Origin of the sequence: uncultured Subdoligranulum sp. (assembly GCF_963931595.1) — a bacterium.
Taxonomy (GTDB): domain Bacteria; phylum Bacillota; class Clostridia; order Oscillospirales; family Ruminococcaceae; genus Gemmiger.
The window spans coordinates 2,000,959-2,017,911 of the sequence record NZ_OZ007030.1 but is presented as its reverse complement, the minus strand read 5'-3'; the positions used below and the strand labels follow the sequence as shown (position 1 = coordinate 2,017,911).

General features: G+C 54.6%; 16 protein-coding genes and 2 pseudogenes. All 18 read left to right on the top strand.

Annotated features, from left to right (window positions below; translation table 11 throughout):
* Positions 1 to 19 precede the first annotated feature (19 nt).
* Positions 20 to 148, top strand: a pseudogene (locus ABGT73_RS09775) (Maff2 family protein); the annotation flags it as partial.
* A gap of 652 nt (positions 149 to 800) precedes the next feature.
* On the top strand, positions 801 to 2,720 hold the full coding sequence (tet(W), locus tag ABGT73_RS09770; protein ID WP_033523205.1) for a tetracycline resistance ribosomal protection protein Tet(W): 1,920 nt from the start codon (positions 801 to 803) through the stop codon (positions 2,718 to 2,720).
* Between the two features lie 50 nt (positions 2,721 to 2,770).
* Positions 2,771 to 3,538 carry a class I SAM-dependent methyltransferase gene (locus ABGT73_RS09765; RefSeq protein WP_002586626.1) on the top strand — a complete coding sequence of 256 codons (768 nt, stop codon included), beginning with the start codon at positions 2,771 to 2,773 and terminating at the stop codon, positions 3,536 to 3,538.
* A 171-nt stretch (positions 3,539 to 3,709) separates the two neighbouring features.
* Positions 3,710 to 4,132 (top strand): sigma-70 family RNA polymerase sigma factor, encoded by a 423-nt coding sequence (locus ABGT73_RS09760; RefSeq protein ID WP_002586616.1) that lies wholly within the window; start codon positions 3,710 to 3,712, stop codon positions 4,130 to 4,132.
* On the top strand, positions 4,125 to 4,337 hold the full coding sequence (locus ABGT73_RS09755; RefSeq protein ID WP_002586615.1) for a helix-turn-helix domain-containing protein: 213 nt from the start codon (positions 4,125 to 4,127) through the stop codon (positions 4,335 to 4,337). The genes ABGT73_RS09760 and ABGT73_RS09755 overlap by 8 nt, the downstream gene beginning before the upstream one ends.
* 521 nt (positions 4,338 to 4,858) lie before the next feature.
* The gene (mobC, locus tag ABGT73_RS09750; RefSeq protein ID WP_072853772.1) at positions 4,859 to 5,257 is read left to right on the top strand and encodes a plasmid mobilization protein; all 399 of its coding nucleotides are present in this window, start codon (positions 4,859 to 4,861) and stop codon (positions 5,255 to 5,257) included.
* On the top strand, positions 5,229 to 6,854 hold the full coding sequence (locus ABGT73_RS09745; protein WP_119189889.1) for a relaxase/mobilization nuclease domain-containing protein: 1,626 nt from the start codon (positions 5,229 to 5,231) through the stop codon (positions 6,852 to 6,854). Before mobC ends, ABGT73_RS09745 begins: the two co-directional genes overlap by 29 nt.
* Entirely contained in the window at positions 6,844 to 7,230 is a 387-nt protein-coding gene (locus ABGT73_RS09740) for a cysteine-rich VLP domain-containing protein (RefSeq protein ID WP_119189890.1), read from the top strand. The genes ABGT73_RS09745 and ABGT73_RS09740 overlap by 11 nt, the downstream gene beginning before the upstream one ends.
* Before the next feature lie 135 nt (positions 7,231 to 7,365).
* On the top strand, positions 7,366 to 8,097 hold the full coding sequence (locus ABGT73_RS09735) for a replication initiator protein A (RefSeq protein ID WP_346669545.1): 732 nt from the start codon (positions 7,366 to 7,368) through the stop codon (positions 8,095 to 8,097).
* Positions 8,094 to 8,936 carry an ATP-binding protein gene (locus tag ABGT73_RS09730; protein ID WP_002571012.1) on the top strand — a complete coding sequence of 281 codons (843 nt, stop codon included), beginning with the start codon at positions 8,094 to 8,096 and terminating at the stop codon, positions 8,934 to 8,936. Before ABGT73_RS09735 ends, ABGT73_RS09730 begins: the two co-directional genes overlap by 4 nt.
* Positions 8,937 to 8,950: 14 nt before the next feature.
* Entirely contained in the window at positions 8,951 to 9,139 is a 189-nt protein-coding gene (locus tag ABGT73_RS09725) for a transposon-encoded TnpW family protein (protein ID WP_002571011.1), read from the top strand.
* Between the two features lie 111 nt (positions 9,140 to 9,250).
* Entirely contained in the window at positions 9,251 to 10,870 is a 1,620-nt protein-coding gene (locus tag ABGT73_RS09720; protein WP_346669544.1) for a recombinase family protein, read from the top strand.
* An 85-nt stretch (positions 10,871 to 10,955) separates the two neighbouring features.
* A pseudogene (locus ABGT73_RS09715) lies at positions 10,956 to 11,054 on the top strand (Maff2 family protein); the annotation flags it as partial.
* Between the two features lie 83 nt (positions 11,055 to 11,137).
* Entirely contained in the window at positions 11,138 to 12,007 is an 870-nt protein-coding gene (locus ABGT73_RS09710; protein WP_002578790.1) for a VirB6/TrbL-like conjugal transfer protein, CD1112 family, read from the top strand.
* A gap of 20 nt (positions 12,008 to 12,027) precedes the next feature.
* On the top strand, positions 12,028 to 12,450 hold the full coding sequence (locus ABGT73_RS09705) for a PrgI family protein (RefSeq protein ID WP_002578789.1): 423 nt from the start codon (positions 12,028 to 12,030) through the stop codon (positions 12,448 to 12,450).
* Between the two features lie 10 nt (positions 12,451 to 12,460).
* Positions 12,461 to 14,842 (top strand): VirB4-like conjugal transfer ATPase, CD1110 family, encoded by a 2,382-nt coding sequence (locus ABGT73_RS09700; RefSeq protein WP_346670324.1) that lies wholly within the window; start codon positions 12,461 to 12,463, stop codon positions 14,840 to 14,842.
* 2 nt (positions 14,843 to 14,844) lie between these two features.
* On the top strand, positions 14,845 to 15,213 hold the full coding sequence (locus ABGT73_RS09695; RefSeq protein WP_002578787.1) for a DUF3851 family protein: 369 nt from the start codon (positions 14,845 to 14,847) through the stop codon (positions 15,211 to 15,213).
* On the top strand, positions 15,206 to 16,942 hold the full coding sequence (locus tag ABGT73_RS09690) for a CHAP domain-containing protein (protein ID WP_346669543.1): 1,737 nt from the start codon (positions 15,206 to 15,208) through the stop codon (positions 16,940 to 16,942). The genes ABGT73_RS09695 and ABGT73_RS09690 overlap by 8 nt, the downstream gene beginning before the upstream one ends.
* Positions 16,943 to 16,953 lie beyond the last annotated feature (11 nt).

Here is a 16,953-nt window from a genome sequence, read left to right as displayed (position 1 = left end):
ATTCCGGCCAACTTTATTTATGGAATTTTTTAATCAGGCAATCACCGTTCTCCAGACCCTCGTTATCGCCCTCGGTGCCGGTCTCGGCGTGTGGGGTGTCATCAACCTGCTGGAAGGTTATGGCAACGACAACCCCGGCGCGAATGCTCATGTACGGTAAGGAAGCAAGCAACCGAAAACAAGAGATAGACCGCCAGCACTACACTATTCCGAACCAAAGACCAAAAGATAAGCATTGTGGGAAAATCTAAACTTTTGGATTTTCCTACAATGCCAACTACGGCGGAATCCCTCCCACTCCTTATATCTTTCTGTATACATTGAATTTGTATTTAGTAAAATGCAGACAACACCACGGATCGGCTTTTGGTTGGACAATTCCAACCAAACACCACAGCAGACAGCAGAAAACATTCTGAACGCTAGGAAGCCGGTATGATTGTTACATATAAGGGGAAGAAAAATTTCTTTTAGGTACTTGCTTTCCTAAAACTGATGTGATACAATGATTTAATCCAGAAAAGGAGTAAAAAATATGCGGCAAGGTATTCTTAAATAAAACTATAATCAAATAGTGGGAACAAAGGATTATGATAGCTCCTTTTGTAGGGGCTTAGTTTTTTGTACCCAATTTAAGAATACTTTTGCCTTATCAATTTTGACATATCCCCAAAAACAGCAATCACAAACAGGTGTATGCTGTATATGTGTATGTCCGCAACTTATAATCCCCAGTGGTAAAAGTATTTTACTGCTGGGGATTTTTATGCCCTTCGGGGCAGTAAAGGGAGGACAATCACATGAAAATAATCAATATTGGAATTCTTGCCCATGTAGACGCTGGAAAGACGACCTTGACGGAGAGCCTGCTATATGCCAGCGGAGCCATTTCAGAACCGGGGAGCGTCGAAAAAGGGACAACGAGGACGGACACCATGTTTTTGGAGCGGCAGCGTGGGATTACCATTCAAGCGGCAGTCACTTCCTTCCAGTGGCACAGATGTAAAGTCAACATTGTGGATACGCCCGGCCACATGGATTTTTTGGCGGAGGTGTACCGCTCTTTGGCTGTTTTAGATGGGGCCATCTTGGTGATCTCCGCTAAAGATGGCGTGCAGGCCCAGACCCGTATTCTGTTCCATGCCCTGCGGAAAATGAACATTCCCACCGTTATCTTTATCAACAAGATCGACCAGGCTGGCGTTGATTTGCAGAGCGTGGTTCAGTCTGTTCGGGATAAGCTCTCCGCCGATATTATCATCAAGCAGACGGTGTCGCTGTCCCCGGAAATAGTCCTGGAGGAAAATACCGACATAGAAGCATGGGATGCGGTCATCGAAAATAACGATAAATTATTGGAAAAGTATATCGCAGGAGAACCAATCAGCCGGGAAAAACTTGTGCGGGAGGAACAGCGGCGGGTTCAAGACGCCTCCCTGTTCCCGGTCTATTATGGCAGCGCCAAAAAGGGCCTTGGCATTCAACCGTTGATGGATGCGGTGACAGGGCTGTTCCAACCGATTGGGGAACAGGGGAGCGCCGCCCTATGCGGCAGCGTTTTCAAGGTGGAGTATACAGATTGCGGCCAGCGGCGTGTCTATCTACGGCTATACAGCGGAACGCTGCGCCTGCGGGATACGGTGGCCCTGGCCGGGAGAGAAAAGCTGAAAATCACAGAGATGCGTATTCCATCCAAAGGGGAAATTGTTCGGACAGACACCGCTTATCCGGGTGAAATTGTTATCCTTCCCAGCGACAGCGTGAGGTTAAACGATGTATTAGGGGACCCAACCCGGCTCCCTCGTAAAAGGTGGCGTGAGGACCCCCTCCCCATGCTGCGGACGTCGATTGCGCCGAAAACGGCAGCGCAAAGAGAACGGCTACTGGACGCTCTTACGCAACTTGCGGATACTGACCCGCTTTTGCGCTGCGAGGTGGATTCCATCACCCATGAGATCATTCTTTCTTTTTTGGGCCGGGTGCAGTTGGAGGTTGTTTCCGCTTTGCTGTCGGAAAAATACAAGCTTGAAACAGTGGTAAAGGAACCCACCGTCATTTATATGGAGCGGCCGCTCAAAGCAGCCAGCCACACCATCCATATCGAGGTGCCGCCCAACCCGTTTTGGGCATCCATCGGACTGTCTGTTACACCACTCCCGCTTGGCTCCGGTGTACAATACGAGAGCCGGGTTTCGCTGGGATACTTGAACCAGAGTTTTCAAAACGCTGTCAGGGATGGTATCCGTTACGGGCTGGAGCAGGGCTTGTTCGGCTGGAACGTAACGGACTGTAAGATTTGCTTTGAATACGGGCTTTATTACAGTCCGGTCAGCACGCCGGCGGACTTCCGCTCATTGGCCCCGATTGTATTGGAACAGGCATTGAAGGAATCAGGGACGCAACTGCTGGAACCTTATCTCTCCTTCACCCTCTATGCGCCCCGGGAATATCTTTCCAGGGCTTATCATGATGCACCGAAATACTGTGCCACCATCGAAACGGTCCAGGTAAAAAAGGATGAAGTTGTCTTTACTGGCGAGATTCCCGCCCGCTGTATACAGGCATACCGTACTGATCTGGCCTTTTACACCAACGGGCAGAGCGTATGCCTTACAGAACTGAAAGGGTATCAGGCCGCTGTCGGTCAGCCGGTCATCCAGCCCCGCCGTCCAAACAGCCGCCTGGACAAGGTGCGCCATATGTTTCAGAAGGTAATGTAAAGATACATAATCGTCAAGACGGCAACAATCAGAAGTTATGGAGGGTAACAATGGAATATAGTAAGGAAGATTTAATGGAAGCAAAAAAGCAAATTTGGGGAGTGGGAGAGAACATGGGAACAGAGGAAAGTAAAAAAATCTGGGAGGAGAACGCACAATTTTGGGATAATGCAATGGGTGACGAATCTAATGAATTTCACAGAGAGGTAGTGCGTCCCAAAGTAACGGAACTTCTATCTCCTAATCCTGCGGATTACATTTTGGATATTGCGTGTGGCAATGGAAATTATTCTTCGTATCTTGCACAAAGAGGCGCTTCGGTTGTCGCTTTTGATTACAGCAAAAAAATGATAGAATTGGCTAAAAGACGGCAATCACAATATGCAAAACAAATTGAATTTTGTGTGGCGGATGCGACCGATAGAAAAAGTATATTAGAATTAAAAAGAAATCGAGCCTTTACGAAAGCAGTTTCTAATATGGCAATTATGGATATTACGGATATTGAACCACTTCTTATGGCTGTTTATGAACTGTTGCAGGAAAGCGGAATTTTTGTCTTTGCAACGCAACACCCTTGTTTTGTCACGTTGACTGAAAAATATATGACACCGCACAGTTACTATGATATAGCGATTGAAGGGCAACCGAAAGAGCAGATTTATTATCATCGTTCCATACAAGATATTTTTAACCTTTGTTTTAGAGCTGGATTTGTCATTGATGGATTTTATGAAGAATGTTTTAAAACCAACAAAGAAATTCCTATGGTAATGATAGTAAGGCTTAAGAAGGTAAAACGTGATAGCTTAAAATAAATTCAAGTTTGTCGGGTAAATAGCAAACCCAGCCGAGCCAGTCAACGGTCAAGATGAACGGCGCATATGCGCAGCCGTTGACAGCCCCGCCCGCCTTTGCTGGTAGGCAATCAAGGGGCGACAGCAAGAAGTGCCACCGCCCCGCACTATTATTCAGAAAGGGGAATTTCCATGACCGACCAGATAGCCTATCAAGAATATATCCAGCGCAGGTACAACGCCTTTTGCAAGACTGTTATCCGCTGTGCCGCCTTGGACAAGATTTTGAAGCTTAAACGGCAATGGGAACGGCAAGTTTCCCTTGACTATCTGATGAACGAGAAGTTTGTCCAGTTTGCCGCGTCGGAGCCGGACGAGGAATACCCATTTACCGTCTGCGGTCAGACCGTCCTGCTCTGCAACGCCGCCCTTGCCGACGCGATCTCTGTTTTGCCGGAGCAGACGCGGGAAGAAATCCTGCGCTATTACTTTCTGCGCCAGCCGCAGCGCGTGATCGGCGCGTGTATTGGCCGGTCACGCAGCACAGCGGGGCGGCATATCCAGCTTGCCTTGCAGCGGCTACGCGAAGAAATGGGGGTGAGCCGGTATGAGTAGACTTCTCCCCTATGAAACAATCCTCAAAGCCCGTGAGGGCGACCCAGAAGCCGTGAACGCTGTCCTGCTCCACTACGCCGGATATATCCGCTATTTCTCAAAAGTGAACGGGCAGGTCAACGCCGAGGTGGAGGACTATGTAAAGCAGCGGTTAATTGACTGTCAATTCAAGTTCCGGCTTGACGAACCACCGGACAAGTCATAAAAACTGAATACCAGCCGCCACCGACGCGGCCAGCGAAAGCAGTAAGTCTTGAAAAAGATTTACTGCTTTTTTTGTTGTCCGGCTCCGCTCCCGGCCATTTTGCCCCCTGCCGGTTGTAGTAGTAAGCGAGGAGGGAATTTTTCTGCCCTGGTGTTTGGCATTTGGAGCATTTACCCGTAGTAGAGGGCAAAGAGAAAGGATTTCTCCAACACCGGGTAGAAACCACTGCGTCCGGTGTCATTTTAGCGAAAGCGGGCAGGAATGCCCTTTACAGGATTAGTAGTAGCAGAAAAAGAGAAACAAACTTTTGTGGTTGCAGTTTTCCAAAAAAGTGGCGGACGGAAGTGAGAGAAAGTTTGCAGTCACGGAGAGCAAGTTTCTACCACGGTGCCAAAATCCGCAATTCTGCGGTTTTGCCCCTCGCGGGAAACTTGTTGGGGAGTGCCTTCCCCAAACCCTGCTTTGCGGCTTGCGCCGCTTATCCCCGCCGCGCTCATGCGGCAAGAAAGGAGGTCACGACCATGCGAAAGAAATACAACACGCCCCACCGCAGCCGCGTTGTGAAAACCCGGCTGTCCGAAGAAGAATACGCCGACTTCACAGCGCGGCTTGCGCCCTATGGTATCAGCCAGTCCGAATTTCTCCGGCAGGCGATACGGCGCACCGCCATACGCCCCGTTATCCATGTGTCAGCGGTCAATGACGAGCTGCTTTCCGCTGTCGGGAAACTCACAGCCGAGTACGGCAGGATCGGCGGCAACCTCAACCAGATAGCCCGGTATCTGAATGAGTACGGCGCGCCCTACAATGCGCTGTCCGGTGAGGTACGCGCCGCCATAGCCGACCTTGCCGCCCTCAAGTATGAAGTCCTCAAGAAAGTAGGTGACGCAGTTGGCAACACTCAAGCATATCAACTCTAAAAACGCCGACTACGGAGCCGCCGAGCAATACCTGCTTTTTGAGCATGACGAGTTTACCATGAAACCCGTCCTTGATGAAACCGGCAGGCTTATCCCCCGCGAGGACTACCGGCTGTCCACGCTGAACTGCGGCGGGGAGGATTTTGCCGTTGCCTGTATGCGAGCAAATCTCCGCTATGAGAAGAACCAGCGGCGGGAAGATGTGAAAAGCCACCACTATATCATCAGCTTTGACCCACGGGACGGCCCGGACAACGGCTTGACCGTAGACCGGGCGCAGGAGTTGGGCGAGAAGTTTTGCGCCGAGCATTTCCCCGGCCACCAAGCCCTTGTATGCACCCACCCGGACGGGCATAACCACAGCGGAAATATCCATGTGCATATCGTCATTAACAGCCTGCGGATTGAGGAAGTGCCGTTCCTGCCCTACATGGACAGGCCAGCCGACACGAAAGCCGGTTGCAAGCACCGCTGTACCGACGCGGCCTTGCGCTACTTCAAGTCCGAAGTCATGGAGATGTGCCACCGGGAGGGGCTTTACCAAATCGACCTCTTGAACGGCAGCAAGAACCGCGTCACAGACCGGGAGTATTGGGCGCAGAAAAAGGGACAGGCCGCACTGGACAGGCAGAACGCCCCCATGATTGCAGGCGGTATCACGCCCCGGCAGACCAAGTTTGAAACGAACAAGGAGAAGCTGCGGCAGACCATACGCGCCGCGCTGTCTACAGCGGCCTCATTCGAGGACTTTTCCTCTCTGCTGCTGCGGGAGGGCGTGGCCGTCAAGGAGAGCCGGGGGCGGCTTTCCTACCTTACGCCGGACAGGACAAAGCCCATTACCGCCCGGAAGCTGGGTGACGACTTTGACCGCGCCGCTGTCCTTGCCGTTTTGGAGCAGAACGCCGCCAGAGCCACAGAAAAGGCCGCGGCCATACTCGAATACCCCCGGCGTGGGAAAACCGGCATACAGCCCACAAAAGCCCCTCAAACCGCCCCGAAACAGGACGGTGTGCAGCGGCTTGTGGACATTGAGCAGAAGAAAGCCGAGGGCAAAGGCCGGGGCTATGAACGCTGGGCGACCATGCACAACCTCAAACAAATGGCCGCGACGCTGAATGTGTATCAGGAATACGGCTTCACTTCCCCGGAGCAGTTGGAAGCCGCCGTTGATACCGCCTATCAGGAAATGCGCCAGACCAGCGGCAAGCTGAAAGCACTGGAAACGAAGCTGCAAGGGAAAAAGGAGTTGCAGCGGCAGGTACTTGCCTACGCCAAGACCAAGCCCGCCCGCGACGGGCTGAAAGCGCAGAAATCCGAGAAAGCCCGCGCCGCATACCGGCAGGCACATGAGAGCGATTTTATCATAGCCGACGCAGCCGCCCGGTATTTCCGGGAGCATGGCATTACCAAGCTGCCCGCCCGGAAAGCGTTGCAGGACGAGATCGAGCAGCTTGTTTCCAAGAAATCCAGCCTGTATAACACCTACCACGAACAGAAGCAGCGGTACACGGAGTTGCAGACCGTCAAGCGGAACATCGACCAGATTTTGCGCCGGAGCGAGCCGCACCGCAGAAAGGAGCAGAGCCATGAGCGATAAGCTGCCGAGAATGGACTACCGCCAGCACCGGCGGGCGCGGCGGCTGGTGCATGAGTGCTGTAACTACGACGAGGGGAACTGCCTGCTGTTGGACGACGGGGAGCCTTGCGTATGCGTCCAGAGCATTTCCTTTTCCCTCATGTGCCGCTGGTTCCGTGTGGCTGTCCTGCCCCTTGACGGGGAGCTGGCCGCAGCCCTCTTGTACCGGGGGAGCCGGAAACGGTGCGCCGTCTGCGGCGCGGCCTTTGTCCCCAAATCCAACCGGGGAAAATACTGCCCCGGCTGCGCCGGACGCATGAAGAAAATCAAAGCCGCCGAGCGAAAGCGGAAACAAAGGCAGAAATGTCACGCTTTAGAGCCTTTCAAACCCGCATAAATCAAGGCTTTTTTCGTGGGTGTCAAAGGGTACGCGATACATTTATCCTTTTCCCCCGGAAACGCCGTCCTAAATGCGTACAAACCGCCAAAATCAACCCGAACACAGGGAGGTGATCCTATCGCTGATTATATCATGGCAGACACGAAGCTGCCCGCCTATCTGCCCTATCCCCGTTTCCTGCTGAAAATGGAGATTTCCCAGACCGCCAAGCTGCTCTATGCGCTGCTGTTAGACCGCTCCACCCTCTCCCAGAAGAACAAGTGGCAGGACGGCGAGGGCAGGATTTATATTATCTATCCCATCGCGGAGATAGCCGAAATACTGGATAAAGGCAGCACCACCATAAAGGGGGCGCTGAATGAACTGGACACGGCGGGGCTGCTGGAACGGGAACGGGGCGGCTTCTCCGCACCGAACCGGCTATATGTGAAAGTGCCACGTGTGCCACAGGTACAGTTTTCCGACCAACTGATGGCCGGAAAACCGACCCTCACAGAGCCGGAAAACCGACCTACTGATGGTCAGAAAACCGACCTTATGATGGTCGGAAAACCGTCCCCTAACCAAACTACTATAAACAACCTTACAGAGAGCCAAACAATGGGAGCGAGTGGGGAGCCGCCCGCACCCTATGGCCGATACCAGAATATTTTTCTGTCAAAGACCGAATACGACGAGTTGCAGGCAGAGTACCCCGACAGGCTGGAACGGTTCATCGAGGAAATGAGCCGCTACCTTGCCGCCAGCGGGAAAAGCTACCAGAACTATGCCGCCGCCCTTCGGATATGGGCGGGGAACGACAAAAAGGGCGCCCCGAAAAAGGGCATCCCTGACTACTCATGCAAGGAGGGCGAGAGTTTATGAAGAACGAAATCAACGCTGTTTTGGAGAATATGACGACTGCCACCCCGGAGCCGGAGGACTACACCGGCGAGGACGGTTTACTGTACTGCGGCAGGTGCCGCAAGCCGAAAGAAGCCTATTTTGCGCCGGATAAGGCCGCTATCTTTGGCCGCGACCGCCACCCGGCAGAGTGCGACTGCCAGAGAGCCGCCCGCGAGGAACGGGAGGCCGCCGAGAAGCGGCGCAGGCACTTTGACACCGTGGAGGAACTGAAACGCCGGGGCTTTACCGACCCCACCATGCGGGACTGGACTTTTGAGAACGACAACGGCAGGAACCCGCAGGCCGGGATTGCCCGCCGGTATGTGGAACACTGGGAGGATATGCGAGCCGACAATATCGGCTGCCTGTTCTGGGGCGGCGTGGGAACCGGGAAAAGCTACCTTGCGGGCTGTATCGCAAACGCCCTTATGGAGAAAGAAATCCCCGTCCACATGACGAATTTTGCCCTTATCCTCAACGACCTTGCCGCCAGCTTTGAGAACCGCAACGAGTACATTTCCCGCCTTTGCCGCTATCCGCTGCTTATCATTGACGACTTCGGCATGGAGCGCGGCACCGAGTACGGGCTGGAACAGGTTTTCAATGTGATTGACAGCCGTTACCGCAGCGGCAAGCCGCTGATCGTCACGACCAACCTCACGCTGGACGACCTGCGGAACCCGGAGGACACCGCCCATTCCCGGATTTATGACCGCCTGCTTTCCATGTGCGTCCCGGTACGCTTTACCGGCGACAACTTCCGGCAGGAAGCCGCGCAGCGGAAAATGGAGAGCATGAAGAAACTGATTACCGACTGAAAGGAGTATTGCCTATGACAGATAACAAGCAGCACGACACCCGCACCGCCCGCCGCCCCGACTGCGTGACGGAAATCCGCATGGGCAATTCCGTCCTTGTCGTGTCCGGCTATTTCAAGAAAGACACCACGACCACCGCCGCCGACAAAATGGCGCGGGTACTGGAAGCGGAAGCCGCTGCTACACAAAAACCGGCAATTTGACAAACCATAAAGAAGCTGATTTTACACTTTTGCCGCTATACAGCCCCCGCTATTCCGTGGTACAATAAAGCTACGGAATAGTGGGGCTGGCTGTCGGAAACGGAGGATTTTATGTTAAGACAAGCCACCCAAAACCTCATTACCGCCCTTTATCCGAGATTGTCCCATGAGGACGAATTGCAAGGTGAGAGTAATTCCATATCGAACCAAAAAAGGATACTCGAAGCCTTTGCAAAACAGAATGGCTTTACCAACCTGCGCTGGTACACCGACGACGGCTTTTCCGGCGCGAACTTCCAGCGCCCCGGTTTTCAAGCCATGCTTGCAGACATTGAAGCCGGGAAAGTGGGTACGGTCATCGTCAAGGACATGAGCCGGTTAGGGCGAAACTACTTGCAGGTAGGGTTTTACACGGAAATGCTGTTCCCTCAAAAGGGAGTGCGTTTTATCGCTGTCAACGACAATGTGGACAGCGCAAACGGCGGCATGGACAACGATTTTACCCCTCTGCGAAATCTGTTCAACGAATGGCTGGTGAGAGATACGAGCAAGAAAATCAAAGCAGTAAAACGAGCAAAAGGCATGAGCGGCAAGCCCGTTACCAGCAAGCCGGTCTATGGCTATCTCATGGACGAGGACGAGAACTATCTCGTTGACGAGGAAACCGCGCCGGTTGTCCAGCAGATATACCAGCTTTGCCTTGCCGGGAATGGCCCGACCAAGATTGCCCGTATGCTTACGGAGCAGCAAATCCCTACGCCGGGAACGCTGGAATACCGCAGGACGGGCAGCACCCGCCGCTACCACCCCGGCTATGAGTGCAAATGGGCGACGAACACCGTTGTTCATATCCTCGAAAACCGGGAGTACACCGGCTGTCTGGTAAACTTCAAGACGGAGAAGCCCTCTTACAAGGTCAAGCACAGTGTAGAGAACCCCGTAGAGAAGCAGGCCATTTTTGAGAACCACCATGAGCCTATCATAGACCGGGAAACATGGGAGCGCGTGCAGGAGTTACGCAAGCAGCGCAAACGCCCGAACCGCTATGATGAAGTGGGGCTGTTCTCCGGTATGCTGTTCTGCGCCGACTGCGGTCATGTGATGTACCAGCAGCGGTATCAGAACAAAACCCGCAAGCAGGACTGTTACATCTGCGGCAGCTACAAGAAGCGCACCCGCGACTGTACGGCGCACTTTATCCGCACCGACCTGTTGACCGCCGGTGTCCTCTCCAATCTCCGGCAAGTGACCGAATACGCCGCCAAGCACGAGAGCCGCTTTGTGAAGCTGCTTATCCAGCAGAATGAAATCGGCGGCAAGAGAAAGACCGCCGCAGCCACCAAGCAGCTTGAACAGGCACAGGAGCGCATTGCCGAAGTGAGCCGCATTATCAAGCGGCTGTATGAGGACAATGTGAACGGCAAAATCAGCGACGAGCGTTTCATGGAACTGTCGGCAGACTATGAGCAGGAGCAGCGGGAACTGAAAGACCGCGCCGCCGCTTTGCAGGCCGAACTGGACAAGTCGCAGGCCGCCACCGTCAACGCGGAAAAGTTTATGGGTATCGTCCGAAAGCACCTTGCCTTTGAGGAACTTACCCCCACCCTCTTGCGGGAAATGATTGAAAAAATCGTCGTGCATGAGTGCAGCTATGACGAGGACGGCACCCGCAGGCAGGACATTGAGATTTATTACAGCTTTGTCGGCAAGATTGACTTGCCCGAAGCCTAACGCCCGACCCATCCGACACAGCCCTTTGTGCCGGATAGGAACGGCAAAATTTTTTACACTTCTATTACTTCTTTATCGCACATAAGCAAAGTCCCAGGGCATGAAGCAGCTCATGGCTGGCGCTGGCGTCGCCGTGGTCGGCATGGTCCTCGTACCCCTGCTCTCCAGCCTGTTCACCGTCTGATCGCTCCCGTCGTTAAGCTGTCATAAGAAATCCTTGCCGCCCCTGCCCCCAAGCGGGGGCGGCTGAAAGGAGGTTGACACCGTATGGATTTCTTACTCGATGCCCTTACTGACTGGCTCAAGGAAATGTTGGTAGGCGGCATTATGAGCAACTTATCGGGGATGTTCGATAGCGTGAACCAGCAGGTCGCAGACATTGCGACACAGGTGGGCCAGACCCCTCAGGGCTGGAACGGGAGTATTTTCAGCATGATCCAAAATCTCTCCAACTCCATCATGGTGCCGATTGCTGGCGTGATCCTGGCTATCGTGATGACGCTGGAGCTGATTCAGATGATTACCGACAAGAACAACCTGCATGATGTGGACACCTGGATGATCTTCAAATGGGTGTTCAAATCTGCCGCTGCCATCCTCATCGTCTCAAACACCTGGAACATCGTGATGGGCGTGTTTGACGCAGCTCAAAGTGTGGTGGCGCAGGCGGCGGGCATCATCGGTTCCGACGCTTCCATCGACATCTCCTCTGTCATGACCGATATGGAGTCCCGGCTGATGGATATGGACCTGGGGCCGCTGTTCGGCCTGTGGTTCCAGTCGCTCTTTATCGGCATTACCATGTGGGCGCTTTACATTTGTATCTTTATCGTGATTTATGGCCGTATGATTGAGATTTACCTTGTGACCTCGGTGGCTCCCATCCCTATGGCCACCATGATGGGCAAGGAATGGGGCGGTATGGGCCAGAACTATCTGCGCTCGTTGATCGCCCTGGGCTTCCAGGCATTTCTCATCATCGTCTGTGTGGCGATCTACGCCGTGCTGGTGCAGAGTATTGCCACCGAATCCGACATCATTATGGCCATCTGGAGCTGCGTGGGCTATACGGTCCTGTTGTGCTTTACGCTCTTTAAGACCGGCAGCCTCGCAAAATCCGTTTTCAATGCACATTAACCAGGAAGGAGGTAATCCCTTTGGCTTATGTACCTGTACCCAAGGATCTTACGAAAGTCAAAACCAAGGTCGCGTTCAACTTAACCAAGAGGCAGCTTGTCTGCTTCGGCGGCGGTGCGCTGATCGGCGTACCGCTTTTCTTCCTGCTCCGGGGGCCTGTGGGAAACAGCGTGGCTGCCATGTGTATGATGCTGGTCATGCTGCCCTTCTTCATGCTGGCGATGTATGAAAAACACGGTCAGCCCCTGGAAAAGATCGTGGGCAATATCATCAAGGTGGCCGTCATCCGGCCCAAGGAGCGCCCGTATCAGACCAACAACTTCTATGCCGTTTTGGAACGGCAGGAAAAACTCGACAAGGAGGTGTATGACATTGTTCACGGTAATCAAAAGCTGGCTGCACCGGCTGTTCGGAAAAGACGAAAAGACCGCGCAGCCGGTTAATCAGAAAAAGATGAAAAAGCTGTCCCGCGCCGACAGAAAGCAGATCGAGGCTGCCATTGCCCGTGCCAATCGCACAGACAAAAAGAAAAAATCGGCTCAGGACAGTATCCCCTATGAACGGATGTGGCCGGACGGCATCTGCCGTGTGGCAGGCAGCCGCTACACAAAGACCATCCAATTCCAGGACATCAACTATCAGCTCTCGCAGAACGAGGACAAGACAGCGATCTTCGAGGGCTGGTGCGATTTCCTCAACTACTTCGACAGCTCCATTCAGTTCCAGCTGTCCTTTTTGAACCTGGCAGCCTCTGAGGAGACCTTTGCCCGCGCCATCAACATTCCTCTCCAGGGGGATGATTTTGACAGCATCCGGGTGGAGTACACCACCATGCTGCAAAACCAGCTGGCAAGAGGCAACAACGGTCTTATCAAGACCAAGTACCTGACTTTCGGCATCGACGCCGACAGCCTCAAGGCCGCCAAGCCCCGTCTGGAGCGCATTGAGACCGACATTCTCAACAACTTCAAACGCCTGGGCGTGGCCGCCGAGACCCTGGACGGCAAGGCGCGGCTGGCACAGCTTCACGGCATTTTCCACATGGATGAACAGGTGCCGTTCCGCTTTGAATGGGACTGGCTGGCTCCGTCCGGTCTGTCCACCAAGGATTTCATCGCGCCGTCCGGCTTCGAGTTCCGCACCGGCAAACAGTTCCGTATGGGTAAAAAATACGGGGCTGTTTCTTTTTTGCAGATCCTCGCCCCGGAGCTGAATGACCGGATGCTGGCGGATTTTCTGGATATGGAAAGCTCTCTGATCGTCAGCCTGCATATCCAGTCCGTAGATCAGATCAAGGCCATCAAGACGGTCAAGCGGAAAATCACCGACCTGGATAAATCCAAAATTGAGGAACAGAAAAAAGCCGTCCGCGCCGGATATGACATGGACATCATTCCCTCCGACCTTGCCACCTACGGTGCCGAGGCCAAGAAGCTCTTGCAGGATTTGCAGAGCCGAAACGAGCGAATGTTCCTTGTGACCTTCCTGGTGCTGAACACGGCGGACAATCCCCGGCAGCTGGGCAACAATGTGTTCCAGGCCAGTTCCATCGCACAGAAGTACAACTGCCAGCTGACAAGGCTTGACTTCCAGCAGGAAGAAGGGCTGATGTCTGCGCTGCCCTTGGGCCTCAATCAGATCGAGATTCAGCGGGGGCTGACCACCAGTTCCACGGCTATCTTTGTTCCGTTCACCACCCAGGAGCTTTTCCAGAACGGCAAAGAGGCGCTGTACTACGGTATCAACGCCCTGTCCAACAACCTCATCATGGTGGACCGCAAGCTGCTGAAAAACCCCAATGGACTGATTCTCGGCACCCCTGGTTCCGGCAAGTCCTTCAGCGCCAAGCGCGAGATCGCCAACTGTTTCCTGCTCACCAATGATGACATCATTATCTGCGACCCGGAGGCCGAGTACGCGCCCTTGGTGGAGCGCCTGCATGGGCAGGTCATCAAGATTTCGCCCACCAGCAGCAATTACATTAACCCTATGGATTTGAACCTGGACTACTCGGACGATGAAAGTCCGCTGTCTCTCAAGTCCGACTTCATCCTGTCTCTGTGCGAGCTGATCGTAGGCGGCAAAGAGGGCTTGCAGCCGGTTCAGAAAACCATCATTGACCGCTGTGTGCGGCTGGTGTATCAGGACTATCTCAATGACCCCCGCCCGGAGAATATGCCCATCCTGGAGGACCTCTACAACCTGCTGCGGGCGCAGGACGAGAAAGAGGCGCAGTACATCGCCACGGCGCTGGAAATCTATGTGACCGGCTCCCTCAATGTGTTTAACCATCAGAGCAATGTGGACATCAACAACCGTATCGTCTGCTACGACATCAAGGAGCTGGGCAAGCAGCTGAAAAAGATCGGTATGCTGGTGGTCCAGGACCAAGTGTGGAACCGCGTTACCATCAACCGTACTGCCCACAAATCCACCCGTTACTACATCGACGAGATGCACCTGCTGCTGAAAGAGGAACAGACCGCCGCCTACACGGTGGAGATTTGGAAGCGGTTCAGAAAATGGGGCGGCATCCCCACCGGCATCACGCAGAATGTCAAAGACTTGCTTTCTTCCCGCGAGGTGGAGAACATCTTTGAGAACTCCGACTTCGTGTATATGCTCAACCAGGCGGGCGGGGACCGGCAGATTCTCGCCAAGCAGCTGGGCATTTCCCCTCACCAGCTTTCCTATGTGACCCACTCCAGCGAGGGCGAGGGCCTGCTGTTCTATGGCTCCACGATCCTGCCTTTCGTGGACCATTTCCCCAAGAACACCGAGCTGTACCGCATTATGACCACCAAACCCCAGGAACTGAAAAAGGAGGATGAATGACCATGAAACCCAACACCGAACTGAATACCATGATGTTTTTTGACGATGCCCTGGAGGGTGAGCGCACCCAGCTGCTCACCGAGCTGGCCGATGCCGTCAGCGAGACCCGCACGGCGGCGGATCAGGCTGCGGAGCTGAACGAGGACGGCGAAGCGGGCCTGCTGCGCCTGACGGAAATCTGGTGCGCCATGAACGGCGTCCCGGCCATCGTCATCTTCGAGGGCGGGCAGTCCGAGCTGCTGGCCAATGTGGTGGCGCAGATCTACGCCCATCTGCTTCAGCACCCCTCCCGTGACCCTGTGGGGCTGGCCGTCTATGTGGAGCTGCGCTACATGACGGCCTCCCTCATGTTGGGGGAATGGTTTGAATAAGGAACCGCGCCTGCGCTTTACGGACGAGGAACGGGCTGACCCGGCTCTGGAGAAGCCCATCCGTAAGGCGGACAAGGCCGCCGCCAAAGCAGACAAGGCGCAGGCCAAAATCCCCAAAAAGCAGGTCCGGCAAAAGACGGTGGACCCGGAGACCGGCAAAGTGACCACCAAGCTGGTGCTGGAGGACAAGAAGAAGCCGCCCTCCAAATTGTCCCATGCGGTGCGGGATACCCCCGCCAATGCCGCTCTGGGGAAGCTCCACAAGGAAATCCGGGAGACCGAACAGGACAATGTGGGCGTGGAGAGCGCCCACAAGTCCGAGGAGGCTGCCGAGACCGGCGTTAGGCTTGCACGGGAAGGCTACCGCAGCCACAAGTTGAAGCCCTACCGCAAGGCGGCCCAGGCCGAGCAGAAGCTGGAGAAGGCCAATGTGAACGCCTTGTATCAGAAGTCCCTGCGGGAAAATCCCCAGCTTGCCAGCAACCCCATCTCCCGCTGGCAGCAGAAACAGGCCATCAAAAAGGAATACGCTGCCGCCAAGCGCGCCGGTCAAGCTGTCGGGAACACCGCCAAGACTGCGGAGGCCACCGGCATGGCGGCCAAGGCGGTCAAGGAGAAAGCCCAGCAAGCGGGCGCGTTTGTCATGCGCCACAAAAAGGGCTTTTTGATTGCGGGTGCGATCTTCCTGCTGGTCTGTATGCTGCTCAACACCATGTCCTCCTGCTCCATGATGGCGCAGAGTATCGGTTCCGTGGTGTCCGGCACCACCTACCCGTCGGATGATCCTGAGCTGGTGGCGGTGGAGGCCGACTACGCTGCCAAAGAAACGGCGCTGCAAGCCGAGATCGACAACATCGAAAGCAGCCATCCGGGGTATGACGAGTACCGCTATGACCTGGATATGATCGGGCATGACCCCCATGAGCTGGCAGCCTACCTGTCCGCCGTGCTGCAAGGCTATACCCGGCAGAGCGCCCAGGCCGAGCTGGAGCGCGTGTTCGACGCACAGTATGAACTGACGCTTACCGAGGAAGTGGAGATACGATACCGCACCGAAACTTCCACGGACTCCGTGACCGGCGAGACGACCACCGAGGAAGTCCCGTATGAGTATTACATTCTGAATGTGAAGCTCACCAGCAAGCCCATATCTTCCGTGGCTTCGGAGCTGCTAACCCCGGAACAGCTGGAAATGTACCAGGTGTACCGGCAGACGCTGGGCAACAAGCCGCTGATCTTCGGCGGCGGCTCCCCGGATACGAGCAACTCCGAGGACCTGACCGGCGTGGTATTCGTCAACGGCACCCGCCCCGGCAATCAGGCCGTGGTGGACATAGCCAAAAGTCAGGTGGGCAATGTGGGCGGTCAGCCCTACTGGAGCTGGTACGGCTTCAATTCCCGTGTGGAATGGTGCGCCTGCTTCGTGTCCTGGTGCTACGGCCAGATGGGGCTGTCCGAGCCGCGCTTTGCCGCCTGCCAGTCCCAGGGTATTCCGTGGTTCCAGTCTCACGGACAATGGGGCGGGCGTGATTACGCCAATATCGCCCCCGGCGACGCCATCTTCTTTGACTGGGACCTGGATGGCAGCGCCGACCATGTGGGCCTTGTGGTCGGCACAGACGGCAGCCGGGTCTACACCGTGGAGGGCAATTCTGGCGACGCCTGCAAGATCAAGAGTTATTCCCTGTCCTACGAGTGCATCAAGGGCTACGGCCTGATGAACTGGTAAGGCCGATTTAT